At 59.6% G+C, this 23353-nt stretch carries 23 protein-coding genes; 9 read left to right on the forward strand and 14 right to left on the reverse strand.

From position 1 onward, the window contains the following. The first annotated feature begins 270 nt into the window (after positions 1-270). The 4 genes from FFH21_RS13525 to FFH21_RS13540 are packed head-to-tail and all read left to right on the forward strand — an operon-like array spanning position 271 to position 5122. Positions 271-942 (forward strand): (2Fe-2S)-binding protein, encoded by a 672-nt coding sequence (locus FFH21_RS13525; RefSeq protein ID WP_011168645.1) that lies wholly within the window; start codon positions 271-273, stop codon positions 940-942. Beyond that, positions 942-1925 carry a xanthine dehydrogenase family protein subunit M gene (locus FFH21_RS13530; protein ID WP_011168646.1) on the forward strand — a complete coding sequence of 328 codons (984 nt, stop codon included), beginning with the start codon at positions 942-944 and terminating at the stop codon, positions 1923-1925. Before FFH21_RS13525 ends, FFH21_RS13530 begins: the two co-directional genes overlap by 1 nt. 9 nt (positions 1926-1934) lie before the next feature. After that, a complete protein-coding gene (locus tag FFH21_RS13535) occupies positions 1935-4151 on the forward strand; it encodes a xanthine dehydrogenase family protein molybdopterin-binding subunit (protein ID WP_011168647.1) in 2217 nt (738 codons plus the stop codon). Between the two features lie 2 nt (positions 4152-4153). Then, entirely contained in the window at positions 4154-5122 is a 969-nt protein-coding gene (locus tag FFH21_RS13540) for an XdhC family protein (RefSeq protein WP_011168648.1), read from the forward strand. On the opposite strand, the gene FFH21_RS13545 is transcribed toward FFH21_RS13540, so the two are convergent. Beyond that, on the reverse strand, positions 5103-5726 hold the full coding sequence (locus FFH21_RS13545) for an NTP transferase domain-containing protein (protein WP_004665015.1): 624 nt from the start codon (positions 5724-5726) through the stop codon (positions 5103-5105). The genes FFH21_RS13540 and FFH21_RS13545 overlap by 20 nt on opposite strands. A gap of 128 nt (positions 5727-5854) precedes the next feature. Here FFH21_RS13545 and FFH21_RS13550 point away from each other — a divergent pair, with 128 nt between their 5' ends. Next, entirely contained in the window at positions 5855-6439 is a 585-nt protein-coding gene (locus FFH21_RS13550) for a flavin reductase family protein (RefSeq protein WP_004658153.1), read from the forward strand. Between the two features lie 221 nt (positions 6440-6660). Here FFH21_RS13550 and FFH21_RS13555 read toward each other — a convergent pair whose 3' ends face one another. Further along, on the reverse strand, positions 6661-8052 hold the full coding sequence (locus FFH21_RS13555) for an aldehyde dehydrogenase family protein (protein ID WP_011168650.1): 1392 nt from the start codon (positions 8050-8052) through the stop codon (positions 6661-6663). A 102-nt stretch (positions 8053-8154) separates the two neighbouring features. Here FFH21_RS13555 and FFH21_RS13560 point away from each other — a divergent pair, with 102 nt between their 5' ends. Then, positions 8155-9033 carry a LysR family transcriptional regulator gene (locus FFH21_RS13560; protein WP_054073118.1) on the forward strand — a complete coding sequence of 293 codons (879 nt, stop codon included), beginning with the start codon at positions 8155-8157 and terminating at the stop codon, positions 9031-9033. Positions 9034-9047: 14 nt separating this feature from the next. On the opposite strand, the gene FFH21_RS13565 is transcribed toward FFH21_RS13560, so the two are convergent. Continuing rightward, the gene (locus tag FFH21_RS13565) at positions 9048-10142 is read right to left on the reverse strand and encodes a tartrate dehydrogenase (RefSeq protein ID WP_011168652.1); all 1095 of its coding nucleotides are present in this window, start codon (positions 10140-10142) and stop codon (positions 9048-9050) included. A gap of 113 nt (positions 10143-10255) precedes the next feature. Between FFH21_RS13565 and FFH21_RS13570 the strand changes: the two genes are divergently transcribed. Then, a complete protein-coding gene (locus tag FFH21_RS13570) occupies positions 10256-11167 on the forward strand; it encodes a LysR substrate-binding domain-containing protein (RefSeq protein ID WP_004665017.1) in 912 nt (303 codons plus the stop codon). Positions 11168-11183: 16 nt separating this feature from the next. Here FFH21_RS13570 and FFH21_RS13575 read toward each other — a convergent pair whose 3' ends face one another. From FFH21_RS13575 to ribBA, 5 genes are all read right to left on the reverse strand, one after another. Further along, positions 11184-12338: an ABC transporter ATP-binding protein gene (locus FFH21_RS13575; RefSeq protein ID WP_011168653.1), complete on the reverse strand. Its 1155-nt coding sequence runs from the start codon at positions 12336-12338 to the stop codon at positions 11184-11186. After that, a complete protein-coding gene (locus FFH21_RS13580; RefSeq protein ID WP_011168654.1) occupies positions 12335-13150 on the reverse strand; it encodes an ABC transporter permease in 816 nt (271 codons plus the stop codon). Before FFH21_RS13580 ends, FFH21_RS13575 begins: the two co-directional genes overlap by 4 nt. A 6-nt stretch (positions 13151-13156) precedes the next feature. Next, complete coding sequence (locus tag FFH21_RS13585; protein WP_004665019.1) at positions 13157-14113, reverse strand: ABC transporter permease; 957 nt, start codon at positions 14111-14113, stop codon at positions 13157-13159. Further along, positions 14098-15123: an ABC transporter substrate-binding protein gene (locus FFH21_RS13590; RefSeq protein WP_004665020.1), complete on the reverse strand. Its 1026-nt coding sequence runs from the start codon at positions 15121-15123 to the stop codon at positions 14098-14100. Before FFH21_RS13590 ends, FFH21_RS13585 begins: the two co-directional genes overlap by 16 nt. A 290-nt stretch (positions 15124-15413) precedes the next feature. Beyond that, positions 15414-16523, reverse strand: coding sequence for a bifunctional 3,4-dihydroxy-2-butanone-4-phosphate synthase/GTP cyclohydrolase II (gene ribBA, locus FFH21_RS13595; protein WP_004658144.1), 1110 nt, complete (start codon positions 16521-16523; stop codon positions 15414-15416). Between the two features lie 94 nt (positions 16524-16617). Between ribBA and FFH21_RS13600 the strand changes: the two genes are divergently transcribed. Next, positions 16618-16908: a DUF1330 domain-containing protein gene (locus tag FFH21_RS13600; protein ID WP_004665021.1), complete on the forward strand. Its 291-nt coding sequence runs from the start codon at positions 16618-16620 to the stop codon at positions 16906-16908. A 51-nt stretch (positions 16909-16959) separates the two neighbouring features. Here FFH21_RS13600 and FFH21_RS13605 read toward each other — a convergent pair whose 3' ends face one another. The 6 genes from FFH21_RS13605 to FFH21_RS13630 all read right to left on the reverse strand — a co-directional run bounded on the left by FFH21_RS13605 (position 16960) and on the right by FFH21_RS13630 (position 21930). Then, positions 16960-17523, reverse strand: coding sequence for an NUDIX hydrolase (locus tag FFH21_RS13605; RefSeq protein WP_004667572.1), 564 nt, complete (start codon positions 17521-17523; stop codon positions 16960-16962). A 1-nt stretch (position 17524) separates the two neighbouring features. Further along, positions 17525-18277, reverse strand: a complete 753-nt coding sequence (locus tag FFH21_RS13610; RefSeq protein WP_002553605.1) for a GntR family transcriptional regulator — start codon at positions 18275-18277, stop codon at positions 17525-17527. 188 nt (positions 18278-18465) lie between these two features. After that, entirely contained in the window at positions 18466-18951 is a 486-nt protein-coding gene (locus FFH21_RS13615) for a flavin reductase family protein (protein WP_002553606.1), read from the reverse strand. Positions 18952-18964: 13 nt separating this feature from the next. Then, positions 18965-20446, reverse strand: coding sequence for an aldehyde dehydrogenase (locus tag FFH21_RS13620; RefSeq protein WP_011168657.1), 1482 nt, complete (start codon positions 20444-20446; stop codon positions 18965-18967). Further along, positions 20443-21291 (reverse strand): alpha/beta fold hydrolase, encoded by an 849-nt coding sequence (locus FFH21_RS13625; protein ID WP_005733397.1) that lies wholly within the window; start codon positions 21289-21291, stop codon positions 20443-20445. The genes FFH21_RS13620 and FFH21_RS13625 overlap by 4 nt, the downstream gene beginning before the upstream one ends. Positions 21292-21339: 48 nt before the next feature. After that, positions 21340-21930: an amino acid synthesis family protein gene (locus tag FFH21_RS13630; RefSeq protein WP_004665025.1), complete on the reverse strand. Its 591-nt coding sequence runs from the start codon at positions 21928-21930 to the stop codon at positions 21340-21342. 316 nt (positions 21931-22246) lie between these two features. On the opposite strand from FFH21_RS13630, the gene FFH21_RS13635 reads away from it, so the two are divergent. Further along, entirely contained in the window at positions 22247-23350 is a 1104-nt protein-coding gene (locus FFH21_RS13635) for an IS5-like element ISPsy19 family transposase (RefSeq protein ID WP_004663854.1), read from the forward strand. Positions 23351-23353: the final 3 nt, after the last annotated feature.

Here is a 23353-nt window from a genome sequence, read left to right on the forward strand (position 1 = left end):
AGCATCCCGACCACCTGCTAGTGTCAATACACGACTGTGGTGTGTGGTGGCTGCAATCTCCGGATACAGACGCCCGTCAAACAGTTGGAACTTTACCAGCGCTGGCCAGTTAAACACTTAACCGGTGATAGCGTTTTGGCTCTGATCACCCATGAAAGCTCGATGAAAGATCAAGGCAGCGCGCCGTTGAGCAGGAGTACGCCCAGGCGGCTGACCACACAATAACGCCCGGCGCTTTACAGCAGCGTCGGCTATTACCGAGTGACCCTGATGAGTGAACCCAAAAAGCACAAGGATTCTGCTGTGGACAGCAGTGCCGTGCAGCCTTCGCACCGAAACTTTTTGAAGTTCGGTGCTTCCGGCATTGCTGCGGCCACGCTGTCTACCTGGATACCCTCCGACGGCATGCTGCAGGCAGCCCCGGTGGCTCCTGTAATCGAAGACAGTGACGCGCCTGCAGCGGGCGAGCAGCGCATCCAGTTGAAGGTCAATGGCCAGGTTCATACCCTGAACGTGCCGGCCAACGCCGTTCTGCTCGACGTGCTGCGTGACCGCCTGCAACTGACGGGCACCAAAAAAGGCTGCGACCATGGCCAGTGCGGTGCTTGCACGCTGTTGGTCAATGGCGTGGCGATCAATTCCTGTTTGTCCATTGCCGTCCAGCATCAGGGCGACAGCATCACCACCATCGAAGGCCTGGCCGAGAACGGCAAGCAGCACCCGGTACAGGAAGCCTTCTGGGAACACGATGCCTATCAATGCGGTTATTGCACGTCTGGACAGATAATGAGCGCGGTCGCGATTCTCCAGGACCCGAACATCCCTTCCGATGACGCCAGCGTCAGAGAAGCCATGAGCGGCAATATCTGCCGCTGCGGTGCCTACAAGAACATTCTCTCAGCCGTGCAGTCTGCGCGTTCGAAGATGGGAGGAGCTGCCTGATGCGAACGTTCGATTACGCTCGGGCTGAATCGCCCGCGCAGGCATTCAGCACTGCGTCGGGTGAGGGGCAGCTCTTCTATCTGGCAGGTGGCACCACGTTGCTTGATCTGGTCAAGCTGGATGTGATGCAACCGCAGCAAATGGTGGACATCAATCATCTGGCGTTGAAACAGGTCGAGTCGCTGCCCGATGGGCGTCTGCGCATCGGCGCGCTGGTGAGCAACACTGATCTGGCCAGGCATCCACTGGTGCAGCAGCGCTATCCGGTGTTGTCCGAAGCGATTCTGGCAGGTGCTTCGACCCAGTTGCGCAATAAGGCCACCACCGCTGGCAATGTCATGCAGCGGGTGCGCTGCCCGTATTTCCGCGATGGTATTTCAGCCTGCAACAAGCGCCAGCCGGGCTCCGGTTGTGCAGCTATCGGCGGCATGAACCGCAGTGTGCATGCGGTGCTGGGCACCAGCGATCACTGCATTGCAACGCATCCTTCGGACATGTGCGTCGGCATGGCGGCCATCGGCGGGCAGGTAACCGTTCAGGGGGCCAATGGTTCGCGAGATATTCCTTTTGCCGACTTTCATCTGCTGCCCGGTGATACGCCGCAGCGTGAAACTGCGCTGGCGGCCCACGAGCTGATCACCCACGTGACGCTGGATGCACCGCTGGCAGGTGGTCGTTCTTCTTATCTCAAGCTGCGCGACCGTACCTCTTACCAGTTTGCCCTGGCGTCCAGTGCAGTGATTCTGGTGATGGACGGCAAGCGAATCACCGATGCGCGTATCGCGCTGGGTGGCGTGGGTACCAAGCCTTGGCGGGCCGTGGAGGCTGAACGTGCACTGATCGGTCAGCGTGCTGACATGGACACCTTTGCGCGGGTCGCAGCGCTGGCGATGAAGGGCTCCCGGGCCTATGAACATAACGCCTTCAAGATCCCGCTGGGTCAGCAGGTCATTGTCCGCAATCTTCGTGACCTCACGGCCTAGGAATCTCTCATGAGCGAAAACATCATTGGTGTGCCGCAGCGTCGTATCGATGGCGGCAAGAAAGTCAGTGGTCAGGCGCGCTATGCCGCAGACCATCCGATGGGCAAGATGCTGTATGCCTATGGCGTCTACAGCACCATCGCCAACGGGCGCGTGGTTGCCGTAAAGGATCAGCAGGCCAAGGCGATGCCTGGCGTTGTCGATATCTTCCATCATGGCAATTTTCCTGCTTTGCACCGTACTCCGAACACCAGGCTGAGCTTCGCCAAGATGCTCTCGGCCAGCAAGGCGGACGAGCATCGCCTGCCGTTCGAGGATGACCGGGTCTATTACCCTGGCCAGTTTGTCGCTCTGGTGGTAGCCGAAAGCTTCGAGCAGGCGAGGGCGGCTGCCCACCGCGTGACGGTCGAGTATGACGAGCGCCCGGCGGTCAAGGACCTTGACGAAGGCATGCGGGTCAATGGTGCCCGTGATGGCGGTGCCGGGCACAACCGGGGTAAGCCGGACAGCGCGTTTGACAGTGCAAAAGTCAAAGTCGATCAGACTTACACCACGCCGGTTGAAGTGCATAACCCGATGGAGATGCACGCCAGCACGGCGTGGTGGCAGGACGGTAAGCTGTTTGTTTACGAAAGCACTCAGGGCGTGGTCAACCACCGCAACCTGCTGGCCAACGTTTTCGACCTTTCGCCCGACCGCGTTGAAGTGCGCGCACCGTTCATAGGCTCGGGCTTTGGCGGCAAGCTGTGGCCATGGCCGCACTCCGTGGCAGCCTGCGCCGCCGCCAGGGTTACCGGTCGCCCGGTGCAACTGGTGTTGCCACGCGCGCAGATGTTTACCACCGTGGGCCATCGTCCGGAGACCCACCAGCGCTTGCGTCTGGCCACCGATGCCAGCGGCAAGCTGGTGTCGATCCGTCACGAGTCGTTCAACAACACGTCGATGCTGGATGATTACACCGAAAACTGCGGTGGCGTGACCACAAGCCTGTATGCCTGCGACAACGTGCTGGTCAGCCACAAGATCAGCTCCATCAACCGGGGTACGCCGACCTCCATGCGCGCGCCGGGTGCGGCACCGGGCCTGTTTGCGTTGGAGTCGGCCATTGATGAGATGGCCTTGGCCAGTGGCATGGACCCGCTGGCATTTCGCAAGCTGAACCTGGCCGACAAGGATCAGAGCGTCGGCTTGCCGTGGTCCAGCAATCACCTGCCGGAAGCTATCGACAAAGCCGCCGAGCGATTCGGCTGGCACGCGCGCAAGGCCGATATCGGCTCGATGCGTGAAGGTGATGAAATCATTGGTTACGGCATGGGTGCCTGTAACTGGGAAGCCTATCAGGTGCCCACCGATGCGCGGGTCATCCTGCGTTCCGACGGTACGGCACTGGCCCAATGTGGCTTGCAGGACATTGGCACCGGCACATACACCATCGTGGCGCAGACTGTCAGCCAGTTGACCGGCATTCCCGTTGAGCGTGTTGAAGTGGAGCTGGGCAGTTCGTCATTTCCGGCCGGCCCCGTTTCCGGTGGTTCATGGGTGACCGCCAGCGTAATGCCGGCGATTGCCGGGGCCACGCGTGAAGCGTTGCAGAAGCTGCGCCAGTACGCTGTCAGCAAGGATGCGGTGTTCGCCGGGCAGGACGCCGAGTCGATCAAGGTCGAAAACGGGCAACTGGTGATCGGCGAACAGCGCGCCAGCTTTGTCGACGTGCTGAAGGGGCAGCGCCTGTCGCGCGCTGAGGGTAATTTTCAAAGCGGCATGTCGGAGGCGGGCAAGTATTCCTTCCGCTCGTTCGGTGTGCATTTCGTCGAAGTGCGCTGGGATCCGGGCATTTCCAGCCTGCGCGTCTCGCGGGTGGTCAGTGCCATTGACGTGGGCAAAGTGGTCAACCCGCTGGCAGCACGCAATCAGGTGGAAGGCGCAATCGTGATGGGTATCGGCATGGCGTTGTTCGAAGCCGGTGAATATGACCCGCGCAGTGGCATGCCGGTCAATAACAACTATGCCGAGTACGTAGTGCCGGTGCATGCGGATCAGCCGGATATCGACGTCTTGCTGCTCGATTATCCGGACTACAACCTGGGTGAGTTCGGTGCGCGGGGTATCGGCGAAATCGGTGTGACCGGGCTTGCAGCTGCCGTGGCCAATGCGGTGTATCACGCGACCGGCAAACGGGTGCGCAGCCTGCCGATCAGCAAGGAAAAACTGATGGCGGGGTTGTAGCAGTGAAACAGCTCGATTTGCAGGTGGTGCAACAGGCTCGTGACTGGCTGGCTGGCGGCAAAGCCGTCTGGCTATGCACGGTTCTCTCTACGTTCGGCTCGGCCCCACGCGGGCCCGGGGCAATGCTGGTGGCGCTGAGCAGCGGTGAGCATCGCGGTTCCCTGTCTGGCGGCTGTGTGGAGGAGGACTTTCTCGAACGGGTCGCTGCAGGGCAGTTTCAGCCGGTCAATCAGGTCGTTCGCTACGGCGACGGCGGCTTCGCACCAACGCGGGCCCTGCCGTGCGGTGGTGTGCTGGATGTATTGATCGAGTTCATTGCACCGAGTCCGCAAGCGGATGCACATCTGGGGGCTATCGAGCAGGCGCTTGCCGGACGCGAGCTGGTCAGCAGGCACGTGCAGTTGGGCGGTGGGCAGAGAGAAATCGGACCTGCAACGATGGGCGAGGCGCGGGTGCAGGTGGACGGCGAACGCATCAGCATTCGTATGGGGGCGGTGTATCGCGTGCTGCTTGCCGGGCTATCGCCGGTGGCGGAGTTCTGCGCCAGTTTTGCCGTCGCGATGGGCTATGAAGTCATCGTCTGTGACCCGCGTGTCGAGGTCACCTCAGGGTTTTCGATGCCGGGTGTCGAGGTGCGCGGTGTATTGCCTGCGGTGTTCATTGCCGAAGGTGGCTGTCACAGTTCGACGGCGGTACTGGCGTTGACCCATGATCCGAAACTGGACGATCTGAGCATGCTTGAAGCCGTACGCACTGAGGCGTTCTACATAGGCGCGATGGGTTCGATGCGCACCAGCAGCAAACGTCTGGTGCGTCTGGGCCGGATCGGCGGGCTGGATGCCAGGGTGCTGGAGAGAATCCATGCCCCCATCGGCCTGAACCTGGGCAGCAAGACGCCTTCCGAAATCGCCATTGCGGTGATGGCTGACATCCTGCGCGTAGCCAACGGTGTCAGTCGTGCCGAGGTTTAAGGTATTGCGCACAGGCTTGCGCCAGCGCTGACGGAGTGTCGGCGTCGCGCAGAATGCCTGGGTCATCGCAATTCAGTACGTCACACACCTCCGGGTTGTTCATGATCAGGGCTTTAGCGCCCTGATCGCCTTCCAGCGTCAGCAGTGTCGGCCAGAACTGCCGACCAATGATCACCGGATGGCCGCGCTGGCCGCCATGCATTGGCACGGCAATGCGCTGAGGACTGGCCAGTGCGGCCAGTTCGCGCAGGGTCTGCGGCGTTATCCAGGGCATGTCTGCAAGCAGAATGGCGACGGCTTCGTCAGCGGAGTCCATTACGGCGGCAATGCCGCTGGCGAGACTGTGGCCCATGCCCAGGTCGGCATGTTCGCTGCGGATGATTGTTACGTGTGCGGGAATACCCAGTGCTTCAGCGTCATCGTCGGCACGCAGTACCAGCCCCACGTTGCTGAATTCTCTTCCAGCGTTTTCAAGACTTGCGGTCAGCAAGGTACGTCCACAGGGCAATGCAGCCTGTCGTTTATCGCCACCAAAACGCCTGCTTCGGCCTGCCGCCAGTACCAGGGCGAACACTTTGGGGTTCTGGCTGTCTATGCTGCTCAATCCGATGCCTTATGAGTCGTGAGAGGGTTCGCGTGCAGCCACACCATGCAGTACGGCTGGCTTACGCAGAATGCCTTATTTCGCTGCTCTGCCGGTAGCGGTACGAATCATGTTTTCGAGGGTTTCAAGTGGACAATCACATTCGTCCTGTCGAGCTGGAAAAAGCCTACCGTCTGCTCAATCACGGCCCGACTGTGCTGGTGTCCTCCAGTCATGAAGGCACTCACAACGTCATGTCTGCAGCATGGGCCTGCGCGCTGGATTTCTCGCCGCCCAAGGTGACACTGGTGATCGACAAGATGACCAAAACCCGCGGGCTGGTGGAGAAGAGCGGTTATTTTGCGTTGCAGGTGCCCAATCTGGATCAATTGCAGATGACCTTCGATGTCGGCACCCAGAGCAAGGTCTTCACCCCGGACAAGCTTGATAAAGCCAATGTCGACCTGTTTCTGATTGAAGATCATATCACGCCGCTGGTTGTCGGTTGCTCTGCCTGGCTGATCTGCAAGGTCATTCCGGAGCCACACAATCAACAGACCTATGACCTGTTCATTGGCGAAGTCATCGGCGCCTGGGCTGACACCCGTGTGTTCAACGACGGGCACTGGGAATTCGAAAAGGCCGACCCGAAATGGCGCAGCCTTCATTACGTGGCGGGCGGGCATTTCTATACGATTGGTGAGCCTGCGATTGTGGAAACGGGCGAGGAGTAATCGCCCTGGACGCTTGGAAGACTGGACGCAGAGCGTCCAGAACGGCATGCCGACGCAGAGCGTCGCACGATAGTTGAAGTTCACGCACCCAGAGGGTCTTGTGGGAGCGAGCTTGCTCGCGAAGAGACCCGCATGACCGCCAAAGATTTATGCTGATGTGAGTCCGCCTTCGCGAGCAAGCTCGCTCCCACTGGGACATGTGTACTGGTGTTTCCCAACCCTCAGTGCCGATCGCGCCATACGGTCTGTGCATTGCAGAACTCGCGTACACCGAAGTGCGAGAGTTCACGGCCAAAGCCGCTTTTCTTCACGCCGCCAAACGTCACGCGCGGGTCTGAAGCGCTGTAGCCGTTGATGAACACACCACCGGTTTCCAGTTCTTCGGTCATGCGCTCTGCCAGTTGCAGATCACGTGTGTAGACCGTCGCGGTCAGGCCGAATTCGCTGTCATTGGCCAGCTCCAGAGCGTGCTGCGCGTCGCGGGCGGTAATGATCGACGCTACCGGGCCGAACAGCTCCTGCCTGAAGGAAGTCATCTGGTCGGTCACGTCGCCCAGTACGGTCGGCTCGTAGTAGTTGCCTTGGCCATCAGCCTTCTTGCCGCCCAGCAACAGTTTCGCGCCTTCGGCAAGGGTGTCCTGAACCTGAGCATCCAGTTCATCGCGCAGATCGAAGCGTGCCATCGGACCAATGTAGGTCTCGCCGGACAACGGATCGCCGATCACCAACTGGCGAGTCTGCTCAACGAACCTGCGCGTGAACTCCTCGACCACACCTTGCTCGATGATCAAACGCTTGGCCGCGGCACAGACCTGCCCGGTGTTCTGGAAACGACCGATGACAGCCGCTTTCACAGCCTGATCCAGGTCCGCGTCATTGAGCACGATGAACGGGTCGGAACCGCCCAGCTCCAGCACGCACTTCTTGAGCGCCGCACCGGCCTGAGCACCAATGGCCTGGCCAGCGCGAACACTGCCGGTCAGCGTGACGGCCGCAATGCGTGGGTCGGCAATGGCCTTCGAGACGCCCTCGGCAGCCACGTTGATGACTTCAAACACGCCCTCCGGGAAACCGGCGCGCTTGAACGAGTCGAGCATCAGGTATGCGCAACCCATGACGTTGGGTGCATGCTTGAGCACGTAGGTATTGCCTGCCAGCAATGTCGGAATTGCGCCGCGCAATACTTGCCAGATCGGGAAATTCCACGGCATCACCGCAAGAACAGGGCCCAGCGGACGGTACTCGATGCGTGCCTTGTCATGCTCGACCTGAGTCGCCTCGGCCATCAGCATTGCCGGGCCTTGCGCTGCATACCAATCGCATAACTGCGCGCATTTCTCGACTTCGCCTCTGGCCTGCGTCACAGGCTTGCCCATTTCCCGGCTGATCATCTGGGCAATGTTTTCGGCGTCGTCGCGCAGGGCCTGGCCCATGGCGATGATCAGTTGCGCACGTTGCTGGACAGGCGTGCGCTTCCAGTCTGCAAAGCCGGCCGTCACACGCGACAGGCTGCGATCCAGCATGGCGTCGGATTCGAAGGCGTAGTGGCCGATCTGTTCGCCTGAGGCGGGGTTGATCGAGATTGCGTGGGTGTTGCTGGTGACAGTAGTCATTGCGCCATCCTGTTGAGGTGGGAAGTGGGACCAGAATATAGGCGTGCAATGCTTTCTAAAACTGAATAATAATGAGCGTATTGTTCATGATTGGAGAATGAAATGGATCTGGTTCAGCTGGAGATGTTTAAAGCGGTGGCTGAACACGGCAGCATCAGCGCCGCTGCGCAGCATATTCATCGCGTGCCCTCGAATCTGACGACGCGTATCAAGCAACTGGAGCAGGATCTGGGCGTAGACCTGTTCATTCGCGAAAAACACCGTTTGCGGCTGTCGCCTGCCGGCTGGAATTTTCTCGATTACACGCGGCGCATATTGGACCTGGTACAGGAGGCGCGGCTGGCGGTTTCTGGCGAAGAACCACAAGGGCCTTTTTCACTGGGCTCGCTGGAAAGCACGGCGGCCGTGAGGATTCCTGCGTTGCTGGCGGTCTACAACCAGCAAAACGCCAAGGTCGAACTGGACCTGTCCACCGGGCCGTCCGGCACCATGATCGACGGTGTGCTTGCCGGGCGCCTGGTTGCTGCGTTTGTCGACGGGCCGGTGCTGCATCCATCACTCGAGGGTGTGCCGGTATTCGAAGAGGAAATGGTCATCATCGTGCCACTCAATCATGCACCGGTCAAGCGCGGGCGCGATGTGAGCGGTGAAAGCATCTACGCGTTTCGTGCCAACTGCTCGTACCGGCACCACTTCGAACGCTGGTTTACCGAGGACGCCGCAGTACCGGGCAAGATCCACGAAATGGAGTCTTACCACGGCATGCTGGCCTGCGTCAGCGCCGGTGCCGGGTTGGCGCTGATGCCACGCAGCATGCTGGAAAGCATGCCCGGTTGTGCCACAGTCAGTGTCTGGCCCTTGTCCGAAAAGTTTCGTTACCTGCACACCTGGCTGATCTGGCGTCGAGGCACCGTATCGCGCAGCCTGACCCGCTTCGTGGAGTTGCTGGAAGAACAGGCCAGACCGCCGCAAGCCGGATGAGGTAACGCCGGCAGTTACTGCGCGGCAGATACCCGTCCGGCAATCGCTGCACCCACTTCCTGGGTCGAATGCTTGCCGCCCAGGTCAGGTGTGACGTCGCCACTGGCAATCACTTGCTCGATAGCGGTGATGATCTCGTCATGAGCCGCCGTGAAGCGTTCATCGCCCTGGCCGAGGAATTCCAGCATCAGCGCGCCGGACCAGATCATCGCAATCGGGTTGGCGATGTTCTTGCCGAAGATGTCGGGCGCCGAGCCGTGCACCGGTTCGAACAGCGACGGGAAGTTACGCTCCGGGTTGAGGTTGGCCGACGGCGCAATGCCAATGGTGCCAGCGCACGCCGGGCCGAGGTCGCTGAGGATATCGCCGAACAGGTTGGACGCCACCACCACGTCGAAGCGCTCGGGTTGCAGCACGAAGCGCGCGCACAGAATATCGATGTGTTGCTTGTCCCAGCTGATGTCCGGGTACTGACTGGCCATCGCCTCGGTGCGCTTGTCCCAATAGGGCATGCTGATCGCCATGCCGTTGGATTTGGTCGCGGAAGTCACGTGCTTGCGCTCGCGTTTGCTGGCCATCTCGAAAGCGAACCTGAGAATACGGTCGACACCGCGACGGGTGAACACAGATTCCTGCAACACGAACTCGTTTTCGGTGTTTTCAAACATGATCCCGCCCAGCGACGAGTATTCACCTTCGGTGTTTTCCCGCACCACGATGAAATCAATGTCGTCCGGTTCGCGATTGGCCAGCGGGCAGGGCACGCCGGGAAACAGGCGCACCGGACGGATGTTGGCGTACTGATCGAACTCGCGGCGAAACTTGAGCAATGAGCCCCAGAGAGAGATGTGGTCTGGCACTTTTTCCGGCCAGCCCACGGCACCGAAAAAGATCGAGTCGAAGCCTTTGAGCTGTTCAAACCAGTCGTCCGGCATCATCTTGCCGTGCTTCAGGTAGTAATCGCAACTGGCCCATTCGAAGTATTCGAACTCCAGCTCCAGACCGTGCTTCGCGGCGGCAGCCTGAACCACGCGTACGCCTTCGGGCAGTACTTCAAGGCCGATGCCGTCACCGGCGATGGCAGCAATACGCAGTTTCTTGTTGTTCATGTCGGGCACTCTTGTCGGACGGCTTGTCAGGGATGAGTCACACAGGCCATCCATGCTATAAGCACACGATATAAAGATAATCAGTCGATTAATGGATTGAGAAAATACGAATCGTGAATTATCCAAACCTTGATGATCTGAACGTGTTCATCCACGTTGCTCGACGCTCGAGCTTCGTGGGTGCTGCCAATGAGCTGGGCATGTCCGCTGCTTATGTCAGCAAGCGGGTCAAACTGCTGGAGCAGAATATGAGCGTGGTGTTGTTGCACCGCTCAACGCGGCAAGTGTCGATTACCGAAGACGGCGAGCGAGTCTATGAGTGGGCTAAAGGCATTCTGGAGTCGGTGCAGCAGATGGGCGACGAAGTTGCCGCGCTGCACGGCGAGCCCAGTGGCTTGCTGCGAGTGGTCAGCAGCCAGGGCTTCGGTCGCCGTTTCGTAGCGCCTGCCTTGTCGGAGCTGGCGGCGCTTTATCCGAAGCTGGATATACGTCTGGATATTCAGGACCGGCTGGTCGACCTGATCGAGGAGGGCGTCGACCTGGACATCCGCGTCGGCAACGAAATTGCCCCGCACCTGCGTGCAAGACACCTGGCCAGCAACTGGCGCGTGTTGTGCGCAAGCCCCGCTTACCTGAAAGATCATGGGGTGCCACTGAGCATCGGTGAGCTGGCCAACCACGATTGCCTGGTGATCAAGGAACGCGACCGTCCGTTCGGCATATGGCATCTCAATGGGCCGCAAGGCGCTGAAACCGTCAAGGTAACCGGCAGCCTGTCCACCAACCACGGCGAAATCGCCCGCCAGTGGTGCCTGGACGGGCGCGGTGTGTTGCTGCGTTCGCTCTGGGATGTGCGCACTGACCTGGCCGAGGGTCGGCTGGTTCAGATGCTGCCGGAATACCGTCAGGATGCAGACATCTGGGCGGTGCATACCTCGCCGCTGATGAGTTCGGCCAAGGTCCGCGTCACGGTGGAGTTTCTGCGTGACTACCTTGCCTTGCATCCCTCACCGGCAAACCGCTGACCCGTGCAGACCGGCGTCAGTGCGCTCCCGCTGCCTTGTTCAGGTCGCTGTCCGTCCATTCAGTGTAGATACACGCGTCGGCAGCGGCCCAGCGTACCCGCACCGGGTCGCCAGCCCTGAGCAGCATGCCGGTCGCTGAAAGCGCTTTGACAGTCATGGCAGTGCCGCCTGTGGTGACCACCGAGCAGGTCTGGCTCTCGCCGAGAAAAAGCACCTCATTGACCATGGCACTCACTTCGTTCCAGCCTGCTTCCAGTGGTGTGCCAGCAGCCTGTTCAACGCTCAGCGTCTGGGCTTTCTCCGGGCGAACCATCAGCAGAACGTCCTGATCGGTCTTCAGGCCCGGGGTCAGGCGAATCGCCAGCGCAAGGCCTTCAAACGTAGCTACGGCGTTGCCCTGTGCTTTGAGCCTGAGGAAGTTCGAGTTGCCGAGAAACGACGCAACGAAGGCATTTGGCGGGTCCTGATACAGGTCATAACCCGAGCCCAGACCGACGATTTTGCCGTGGCTGAAAATCGCGATGCGCTGGGACAGGCGCATGGCTTCCTCCTGATCGTGGGTCACATAGACGATGGTGATGCCCAGCCGACGATGCAACTGACGCAGTTCGTCCTGCAGGTCTTCACGCAGCTTCTTGTCCAGTGCGCCCAGCGGCTCGTCCATCAGCAGGATGCGTGGCTCGTAGACCAGCGCCCTGGCAATGGCGACTCGTTGCTGCTGGCCACCGGACAGTTGCGAAGGGCGGCGGTGAGCAAACTCTTCCAGCTGGACGAGCTTGAGCATCGCATCGACTTTCTTTTCGCGCTCAGCCGCAGGCAACTTGCGGATCGCCAGCGGGAAAGCAATGTTGTCGCGTACCGACAGGTGCGGGAACAGCGAGTAGCGCTGAAACACCATGCCGATGTCGCGCTTGTGCGGCGGCACATTGACCAGCGATTTGCCACTGACCAGAATCTCGCCCGAACTGGGCGTCTCGAAACCGGCGAGCATTGACAGCGTGGTGCTTTTGCCCGAGCCACTGGAACCGAGAAAGGTCAGGAATTCGCCGTCCTGAATATCCAGGGAAATGTTGTCGACAGCGGCGAAATCACCGTAGTGCTTGTTCAGGTTGCACAGGCTGACCAGCGTTTTCTGATCCTGATGGGCGGGGTCTTTGATCACGGCACTCATGAAGTACTCCTGGCTTCGTTGCGGCGACGCAGGGTCGCGGCGATGAACATGATCAGCACCGACAGGGCGATCAGCAGCGTTGAGGCAACAGCGATGACCGGCGTCAGGTCCTGACGCAGGGTGGTCCACATTTTTACGGGAAGGGTTTGCAGGGTCGGGCTGGCCATCATCACGCTCAGCACCACTTCGTCCCACGAGACCAGAAACGCGAACAGCGCGCCAGCCATCATGCCCGGACGGATGCCGGGAAAGGTCACTTTGTAGATCGCCTGCAGGCGTGACGCGCCACAGATTACCGCGGCATCTTCAATGGACTGATCGAACAGTTTCAGCGAGTTGATGATCGAGATGATGGTGAACGGCAAGGCGACGATCACATGGCTGACGACGAAGGAAAACAATGTGCCGGTGTAACCGAGTTTGAGAAACAGGACGTACACGGCAACAGCGATAATCACCAGCGGCACAATCATCGGCAATGTGAAGACGCCGTACAGGAAATCGCGCCCGGGGAAACGGCCGCGCACCAGCGCGAAAGCGGTGGGCAGGCCCAGCGCCACCGAGGCAATGGTGGTCAGAATCGCGACCTTGAGGCTGGACATGGCGGCGGCCATCCAGTCCGGGTTGGAGAAAAACTGCTGATACCACTTCAGTGTCCAGCCGGGTGGCGGAAATACCAGCCACTGTGATGAACCGAATGACAGCAGGACGATGAACAGGATCGGCAGCAACAGAAACAGCGCGATCAGGCCAGTGGTCAGGTACAGACCCTTACGCAGGCCGGGGCTCATGGCATTGGGTGTCAGGAGCATGGCGGTTTACCTCGCGTTACTGGCACCGACCGGCGATTCCGGCTGGAGCTTCAGGTAGAAGTAGAACAGCACCAGCGTAATCAGCACCAGCAACGCAGCGGCGGCACTGGCCAGCCCCCAGTTGAGGAACGACTGCACCTGCTGGACGATGAATTCGGGCAGCATCATGTTCTGCGCGCCACCCAGCAGCGCCGGGGTAACGTAGTAACCGAGCGACATGACAAACACCATCAGCCCCCCGGAAAACAGTCCCGGACGGCACAGCGGCAGGAATACCCTTAAGAAGTTGGTCCATGGGCTGGCACCGCAGATCGAGCCGGCCTGCAACACCATCGGATCGATGGCCTGCATGGTCGCCTGCAACGGCAGGACAATGAACGGAATCATGATGTAGCTCATGCCGATCACCACGCCGGTCAGGTTGTGCACCATCTCCAGTGGCTGATCGCTGATGCCCATCGCCATCAGCGCCTTGTTGACCACCCCGGACGCCTGCAACAGCACCAGCCACGAGTAGGTGCGCGCCAGCAGGCTGGTCCACATCGACAACAGCACAATGTTCAGAATCCAGCGTCCCCAGCCACGCGGTACCAGGGTGATGACCCAGGCCAGCGGGAAGCCCAGCAGCAGGCTGAACAAGGTCACCAGACCAGCGACGGAAAAGGTATTGAGCAGCACCCGCGAGTAAGCCGAGTTGGCGAACAGTTGTTCGTAGTTGCCAAGGCCCGGCACAGGCTCAAGCACACCGCGCAGCAGCAGGCCGATCAGCGGGGCGAAGAAAAACAGTCCGAGAAAGATCAGCGCCGGAAGCAGATTGCGGCTGCCACGCCAGCGCTGAGCGAGGGAAGGGGATCGCTGCATGCTCGTCGCCTTGTCGTGTGCCGCACCGGCGGTGCGCGGAGCACCACCGGCCGGGATGGGTTGACGAGGAGCAACCGCTGTCATTTTTACTTGACCAGCCATTCGTTCCACCGTGTCGCAATGCCTGCGCCATTCTTGGCCCAGTATGCGAAGTCGAGAGTGATTTGATCGGCAACATGGGCGGTCGGCAGGTTAGGTGCCAGTGTTGAGTCCAGGCGCGCAACGCTCTGAGTGTTTACCGGGGCATAGGCACTGAGGTTGGAGAAGTCTGCCTGGCCTTTGGCGCTGGTTGCGTTGGCGATGAATTTCATCGCGGCATCCTTGTTTTTTGCGCCTTTTGGCACGACCAGAAAATCAGCCATGACCAGATTTTGTTTCCAGCTCACACCCACCGGTGCGCCGTCCTGTTGCAGCGCATAGACCCGGCCGTTCCACATCTGGCCCATCGCCACTTCGCCAGAGGCCAGCAGTTGTTGAGACTGTGCGCCGCCGCCCCACCAGACGATGTCCTTCTTGATGGTGTCGAGTTTCTTGAAGGCGCGGTCGAGGTCCAGCGGGTAGAGCTTGTCGGGGGCTACGCCGTCGGCCAGCAGGGCCAGTTCAAGCACGCCGGGGCTTGGCCATTTATACAGCGAGCGTTTGCCGGGGTAGGTTTTGGTGTCGAACATGGCGGCCCAGTCGACGGGTGGTTTGGCACCCACTTTGCTTTCGTTGTAGCCAAGCACGAAGGAGAAGAAGAACGAACCGGCACCGTGGTCGGTGACAAAGCGCTTGTCGATCTCGTCGCGTTTGATGGTGTTGAAGTCCAGAGGCTCCAGCAGGCCTTCGCTGGCGGCACGCAGGGCAAAGTCGGCTTCGACATCGACAACGTCCCACTGCACGTTACCGCTTTCGACCATGGCCTTGAGTTTGCCGTAGTCAGTGGGACCGTCCTGTACGACCGTGATCCCGCTGGCCTTGCTGAACGGAGCTGCCCAGGCTTCTTTCTGGAAGTCCTGGGTGGAACCGCCCCAGCTCACGAAGTTGACGCTCTCGGCGGCGCTCGCGGCGACACTCGAGAGAGCCAGCACGCCGGCCGCCAGAACTGCTGCTGCACGTTTGTTCAACACCATTTTCACGCCCTCATTTGTTGTGTTTTGAGCGGGCTTTTCTTGCCCGCGTAATCGGGAGCAGTAGGTCCAATGGGCCTTGAAACCTGGTACAGGTCAGGAGCTGTTATTAGTGCTGTCCCTTGGCGGGCGCGCCTGACTAAATCGTGTTTTTATGGAATGTCATATTATGGTATTCCAAACTTTCTGCAAGCGTTTTGCCCTGTCAAAATGCCCTCATCGAGTGTTTTTGCGGTAAACCCATGCGGTTGCCGAGCGGAGGCCGTGGGGCGTGCCCGTGGTACTTTTGCCGGTCAGCCGGGAAACGGAATATTTTCAATCACTTCCAGATCGTAGCCGGTCAAACCTGCGTATTTCAGTGGCGGGCCGAGGTGGCGCAGTTTGCCGACACCCAGATCCTGCAAGATCTGAGCGCCAGTACCGACCTCGGAATAGATACGCGATTGCGAGCGAGTGTATTGGCGCGGCGGCTGGGTAAGTTGCGGAATTCGCTCCAGCAACGCTTGTGAGGATTCGTGATTGGCCAGCACCACGACCACGCCGCGACCTTCTTGCGCCACCCGTTGCAGCGCGGCCCAGAGCGTCCAGTTCGACGGGCCGGTGTATTCGGCACCGACCAGGTCGCGCAACGGGTCGACCACATGCACGCGCACCAGAGTAGGGTCGTCGCGGCGGATATCACCCATCACCATGGCCATGTGTACGCCACCTTCGATGCGGTCTTCGTAGCTGAACAGGTGGAAGGTGCCGTGTACGGTGGGCAGGTCGCGCTCCCCAATCCTGACGATGGTGTGCTCGGTGCTAAGCCGGTAATGGATCAGGTCGGCGATGGTACCGATACGGATTCCGTGTTTCTCGGCGAACAGTTCCAGATCAGGGCGACGCGCCATTGTGCCGTCGTCATTCATGACCTCGACAATGACCGAGGCGGGGGAAAAACCAGCCATACGTGCCAGATCGCAGCCCGCTTCAGTGTGCCCGGCGCGGGTCAGAACACCGCCGTCACGCGCGCGTAACGGGAAGATATGACCCGGCTGCACCAGGTCTTCCCGTACTGCGTGCGGGTTGACGGCGGCCTGAACGGTACGCGCACGATCTGCCGCGCTGATGCCGGTGGTCACGCCCATTGTCGCTTCGATGGACACCGTGAACGCGGTGGCGAAGACACTGCCGTTGCTCGGCACCATTTGCTCCAGGCCCAGACGCTGACAGTGTTCATCGGTCAGCGTCAGGCAAATCAGCCCGCGTGCTTCGCGAGCCATGAAACTGATTGCCTGTGCTGAACAGCAATCGGCGGCAAGCAGCAGATCGCCCTCGTTTTCCCGGTCTTCGTCATCGACCAGCAAAACCATCTTGCCTTGGCGGTAGTCTTCAATGATGTCTTCAATGCGGTCGAATGCCATGTTCAGTATCCCGGTTTTATGGGTAGATGAATCGTGGTATACCATAAGACAGAATATTTCACAGATTCCCCATCATTGAAACAGTGAGATCACGATGAAGGCTTATTGGATTGCACACGTCGATGTAACTGACCCTCAGCAGTACACTGAATACACCCAGCGTGCCCCCGCAGCGTTCGTGCTGTTTGGTGGCAAATTTCTGGCGAGGGGCGGGCGTTCCGAAGCGCTGGAAGGGCGTGCGACGCCACAACGCACGGTGATTATCGAATTCGAGTCGTACGAGCAGGCAGTTGCCTGCTATCACTCGCCGCAATACCAGAACGCCATGAGCCATCGACAGGGCGCAGCCAAGGCCGAAATCGTGATAGTCGAGGGGCAGCCTTGAGCAGCAGACAAAATCCAGGTGCGGCCCGGACTGCTTCGCCTGGAGCTGCACTTAACGAATAAAATGGACCTTGCCGGTGTTGTCGTTGCCGATGTAGATGCCATACACCCCCGCCTGACGCTCTTCGATATAGCGTTCCAGTATCTGGCGGATGGCGGGGTAATAGATGCTGTCCCACGGGATGTCTTCCGGGGCGAAGAATTGGTAGTCCAGGGTTTCCGGGCCGAACTGGCCGGTGACTTCCAGGGCGATGGCACGGAACACGATGTAGACTTCGTTGATCCGCGGCACGCTGAAGATGGAATAGGGCGAGACGATTTCGGCACGCACTCCGGTTTCTTCCCAGACCTCACGCAGCGCCGCCTGCTCGGTGGTTTCGCCGCTTTCCATGAACCCGGCAGGCAGTGTCCAGGTGCCGGGGCGCGGCGGTATGGCGCGTTGGCACAGCAGATATTTGCCTTCCTGCTCGATGATGCAGCCGGCAATGATCTTCGGGTTGACGTAATGAATGTACTGGCAGCCGCCGCATATCAACCGCGCGTGGGTATCGCCCTCGGGGACGCGCTGAGCCAGGTCAGCGCATCCGCATTGAGGGCAGAAGCGCGGTGTGACCATGTCAGCGCCCTATGCGGGGTTCTTTGAGTGCCACGGGCGCGATGATTTCGCGGACTTTGGTGTCTTCGTCTTGCTTGGATTTCAAATATTCCAGTGCCACGCGTGCGGCGTTGCGCACGTGATCGACCGAGGCCTGATGCGCGGCCATCGGGTCGCCGCTCTTGATGGCCTCGACCATGAGTTCCATTTCCTTGTTGCTCGCACCGCGGCGGTTTTCCTGGGAGACCGAGGTGGCGCGTAGATAGCTGATGCGCGCCTGCAACTGACGCAGCTGTGTTGCGGCGACGTGATTACCGGAGCCTTCCAGTAGTACGTCATAGAAACCCTGGACCGAATCGATCACTTGCTGCAGCTCGCCTTCCTTGAGCGCCTGGCGATTTTCCTCCAGGGCTTTTTCCAGGGCGCGAATGTCCTTGGGCTTGGCGCGCAGGGTGAACAGCTGAACAATCAGGCCCTCCAGTACGCACCGCAGCTCGTAGATATCGCACGCGTCTGCCAGGGTGATAATGGCAACGCGCGGGCCCTTGGCATCGGCGAACTCGACCAGGCCTTCGGATTCCAGATGGCGCAGCGCCTCGCGCACCGAGGTGCGGCTGACGCCCAGACGGTCACACAGATCACGCTCGACCAGACGATCGCCCGGCAGCAGCTGAAAATTCATGATCGCGCTGCGCAGCTTGTCCAGCACAATCTCCCGCAGGGTGACGGGGTTGCGGTTGACCTTGAAGGTGTCATCGAGTGGCAGGCGTTTCATCGAGTGTGCTCGGAATGGGGCTGTCAAAGTAAAAACGTGACTGGAAACCGTGGCTGGAAACAAAGTCTCGCTCATGTCGGCAGCCCACGAACCACGCGGGCTGCTGCATGGCCCGGACGGATGAACCCGGGTCGCGGCCGAGTTTATCACGCCGGTGCCTGCAACCACCAAAACCGCCCGGCGCAGCCTCAGACGATGGCTGGCAGTGCGCCCATCTTGCCGCGGTGATAAACCATTGGTGTGACTGGTACAGCGGGCAGGATCAGGTTTTTCACTGCGCCGACAATGATTGCATGATCGCCACCGTCGTATTCGCGCCACAGCTCGCATTCAATGATAGCGGTTGCCTTGCCCAGCAGCGGGTTGCCCAGCTCGCTCAAGTGCCACTCGATGCCTTTGGTCTTGTCCTTGCCCTTGCTGGCGAACGCATAGGCTTCGACCTGCTGGTCGGCAGACAGCAAGTGAATGGCGAATTTTTTGCTGTCGCGCAGCACCGGGTAAGTGTCCGATGCGTAGTTGGGGCAGAACAGCACCAGCGCCGGGTCGATGGACAGCGCACTGAACGCACTGGCGGTGATACCGACCAGATTGCCCTCGGGGTCCAGCGTGGTAACAATCGTGACGCCTGAAGGAAATGACGCCATGACTTCTTTGTAGATACTCGGTTCGATCATCGCAGCGGCCTCGTTAACGCATGACAAATGGATCAGGCATGGGCGCCTGCGAAAGGTTGATCCACACCGTTTTCAGTTCGGTGTAGGCCAGTACGGAGTCTATCCCGCTCTCGCGGCCGTAGCCGCTGTTTTTGAAACCGCCGATAGGCGCCATGGCCGACACGGCACGATAGGTGTTGACCCAGATGATACCCGAGCGAATATCCCGCGCCAGGCGATGCGCACGGCCCAGGTCACGGGTCCAGATTCCGGCAGCCAGGCCGAACTGTGAGTCGTTGGCAATGGCCAGCGCCTCCGCTTCGTCCTTGAAACGAATCACCGATGCCACCGGGCCGAACACTTCTTCCTGCATGATTTTCATCGAGTTGCGGTCGCATTCGAACAGCGTAGGTTCATAGAACCAGCCTTTGCTATCCAGCCTCGGGCGCTTGCCGCCCAGACGCAGGCGTGCACCTTCGGCCAGCGCGTCCGCCACCAGGCCTTCTACCACGGCCAGTTGCTGGGCTGTGGCCATCGGACCCATTTCGGTGGTTTCATCCTGCGGATTGCCGATCCGGATACGACTGGCGCGCTCGGCCAGGCGTTCAATGAACTCATCGTAGATTTCGTCCTGCACCAGCAGTCGCGAGCCGGAAACACAGCTTTGCCCGGACGCTGCATAGATGCCTGCGACCGCACCATTGATGGCACTGTCCAGATCGGCGTCGGCGAAAATGATATTCGGTGATTTTCCGCCGAGTTCCAATGACAGTTTGGCGAAATTCTCGGCGCTGCTGCACACCACTTGGCGAGCCGTGGCCGCGCCACCGGTAAAGGCAATCTTGCGCACCAGCGGGTGGCGGGTCAGTGCAGCGCCTGTTGTCGGGCCGTAACCGGTGATGACGTTGACCACGCCGGGCGGGATACCCGCTTCAAGCGCCAGCCGCGCCAGCTCAAGCACGGTGGCCGAGGCGTGTTCCGATGGCTTTAGGACGATGGTATTGCCAGCCGCCAGCGCCGGGGCCAGCTTTATGGCGGTCAGGTACAACGGGCTGTTCCACGGAATGATTCCGGCGACCACGCCCATCGGTTCATGCACGGTGTAGGCGAACAGGTCCGGTTTGTCGAGGGGCAGGGTGCCGCCCTCGAGCTTGTCAGCCAGCCCGGCGGTGTAATGAAAGAACTCCGGCAGGTAACTGACCTGACCGCGGGTTTCGCGAATCAGCTTGCCATTGTCGCGGCTTTCCAGCTGCGCCAGATTCTCTTTGTTTTCGGCGATCAGGTCGCCCAGTTTGCGCAGCAGCTTGCCGCGTGCCGTGGCGGTAAGGCCTCGCCACGCTGGGCCCTCGAAGGCTTTCTGCGCGGACTGCACAGCACGTTCGACATCGGCTTCGTCGGCGTCGGGCAGTTGCGCCCACGGTTCAGCCAGCGCCGGGTTGAGGCTGTCGAAAGTCTTGCCGGACAACGCATCGACCCATTGGCCGTCGATGCACATCTGAAAGCGGGTAAGGCTCATGCAACTATCCCCTTGATCGAGTTGTGGGCAGTCGCCAATTTGTCGAGACCGGTTTTTTCAAAGAAGTCGAGTAACACCTGGTTGACCAGGCGCGGCGACTCAACCGGCATCATATGGCGTTGATCGGGCAGTATCGCGACTTCGGCACCGCTGATGCGCATGGCCAGCTCACGGGCCATTTCCGGCGTTGATCCAGGGTCAAGTTCGCCAGTGGCAATCAGGGTCGGTGCGCGAATATCGCCCAGATCTTCGGCGCGGTACATATCCTGGGTAGCAAACAGCTTGTAGGTAGTCAGGTAGCCTTGCGGATCGTTACTGGCCAGATTCTGCCGAATGGCCGCAATCTGCGCCGGGTTGGCCGCCTGATACTCACGGCTGAACCAGCGTGACAAAGCTTCGCCTGCGTTGGCGTCCGGCCCGTGCTCGGCGGCCTGGCTGGTGCGCGCAATGACGCCAGCACGCTGTTCAGGGCTGCGGTTGAACACGCTGTTGAGAATCACCAACCCGGCGAGAAGCTGCGGAAACTCCAGCGCGAATGCCCTAGCCACCAGCCCGCCCATCGAGAAGCCGACGACCGTCGCCTGGGGCAGTTGCAAATGCTCCAGCAACTCACGAAGTTGCTCGGCATAGCCCGGAAGGCCAGTGTCCGGGTCCGGACGCGGGCTGGCACCATGGCCGAGCATGTCATAAGCGATTACCTGATAATTCGTGGCCAGGCCAACGATCTGGCCGCCCCACATTTCCTTGTTCAGGCCCACACCGTGAATCAACACCACGGGGTGACCTTGGCCGGTAGCCAGATAGCTGGTACCCGCCGGGGTGTGTTCAGCGGTGAGCTGAATCATGGATCGCTCCTGCGCAGAGGTTGGAAGATTGATCGCAGCTTTTATGGATTACTGAGCCTTTTCGGCGGCCAGTTCTTCCAGGTCGATATAACGATTGCCGATCCGCGGGTGCAGGCGTCCGCCGTTGGCGGCACCGAGGACTACGATGATTTCTTCGGCACGGGGCGAATCTTCGATGTGCATCTCCAGCGTGATGTAGTGCGAGCGCAGGCCTTCATCATCCTTGTGCATCATCGGAATCTGGATGGACGTGCCTGGGCCACCGCGCTTATTGGTAAAGCTCAGGTAGCTCTTGGCCTTGACGGCTTCACGGTAATGATTGCCAAAGCGCAAGGTATGGATCACCGCCGAAGCGTGTTCGATTTCGCCTTCCGCCCCGACCACTGCAGCCTTGCCATAGGCCTCGATGTTCTGCGCGCCGCCAATCGCATCGGTGAGGCGCTTGACCATCAACTCGCCCAGTGCGGAGCAGTTGGCGCGAATCTCCGGTTTCAGGTCTTCGACGAAACCACGGCCCAGCCAAGGGTTCTTGATCACGGCCGCCAGCCCGATCATGGTGACCGGCTTGTCGGCGGCCTTGCCGCCCTCGATAAAGGTTTCTTCGGTGTACGTGACGATCTTGCGAATTTCAAAACTCATGAAAGACTCCCGGAGTGAGTGCTTTTGTATTTCGTATGATGGTATACCATAAGATTAGGCGTGCAAATGCTTTCTTTGCAGTGAATACAGGGGCCGGGACTCATCTCATATTCCCGGATCAATACGCACGAACCGCTCTGGCTCGCGCTCATCAATGACCACTCGTCAGGTATGAAGGCAATCACTTTGAACAGGCGTCTTCTGGTCGTGACAGATATTCGGTGAGCCTTAAAAAGCCCTACCGAATTTTTCACCTAAGAGGGTGTAGACAAAATAAATTAAACTTTCACTCCCTTGTCTGAATAGCCCTCAAGCCATGCCTAAAACCGGACGTCCTCGCTCGATTGCCGCCGAGCACTATCCCGTGCTGGTGAAACTCGCTCATGCACAGCCCTATTCCAGCCAGGCCGAATTGGCGCTCGTATTCTTCGCCGAAACCGGTATCACTGCGCATCCCGACACCTTTGCAAAAGCGTTGAAAATGGCAGGGATTACGCGTGTAAAGCAGCGGGCCAAGGGAAGTTTTCAGTCACCTGAACCTAATAAAGCCTATGGCTACAATGAAACCCACCGCCGCCAACTGCCGGAGCAGCTATATCCGAGTTGCTTGACAGATACCGAGTGGGCACTGGTCGCCGACCTGTTTGAAAGCCAGGGCGGACGAGGAGTGCCACCGCTTCACTCTCGGCGCACGTTGCTGGAAGCCTGTTGCTATGTCGTACGCACGGGGTGCTCATGGCGAATGCTACCCCGCGATTTTCCTCATTGGGACAATGTCTACAAAACGTTCCGCCGGTGGAGCGCTCAAGGCAAGTTCGAGCAAATGCATGATCGCTTGCGAGCTCAATGGCGTGAGCGGGAAGAACGCGCTGACAGCCCGTCAGCAGCGATCCTGGATTCACAGTCGACCCGCAGTTCTCCTCAAGGCGGTGACAGCGGCTACGACGCAGGCAAAAAAGTGAAGGGGCGTAAACGAAGTCTGATTGTCGATACATTGGGCCTGCTGCTGGCTGTCAGTATCAGTGCTGCAAGCGTGCAGGATCGTGACGCGGCGGATGATGCGGTGGCGTACTCGAAGGAAAAATATCCGTCACTGAGCACGCTTTTTGTTGATAGTGCGTACGCAGGAAAATGGGCACAGCGCACCCATCAACTGCACGCTATCGATGTTCAAGTGATCCGTGGCCCGAATAACAGAAGAACAGGGCAATGGCACTCTGAACAAGGCGATCTATTTTCCGTGGAGCCTGTTCAGACTGGATTTGTGGTCATGCCCAAGCGATGGGTAGTGGAGCGAACTCATGCCTGGAATGAGAGAGCTCGGCGACTGATCATGCATCATGATCGCCTTTTTGCGGTAAGCGAGGCATGGGTTTGGTTGGCCGAGGCTCGAATACTCGCGCGCCGACTCACTACATGATTT

Origin of the sequence: Pseudomonas sp. KBS0707 (genome assembly GCF_005937945.2) — a bacterium.
GTDB lineage: Bacteria > Pseudomonadota > Gammaproteobacteria > Pseudomonadales > Pseudomonadaceae > Aquipseudomonas > Aquipseudomonas amygdali.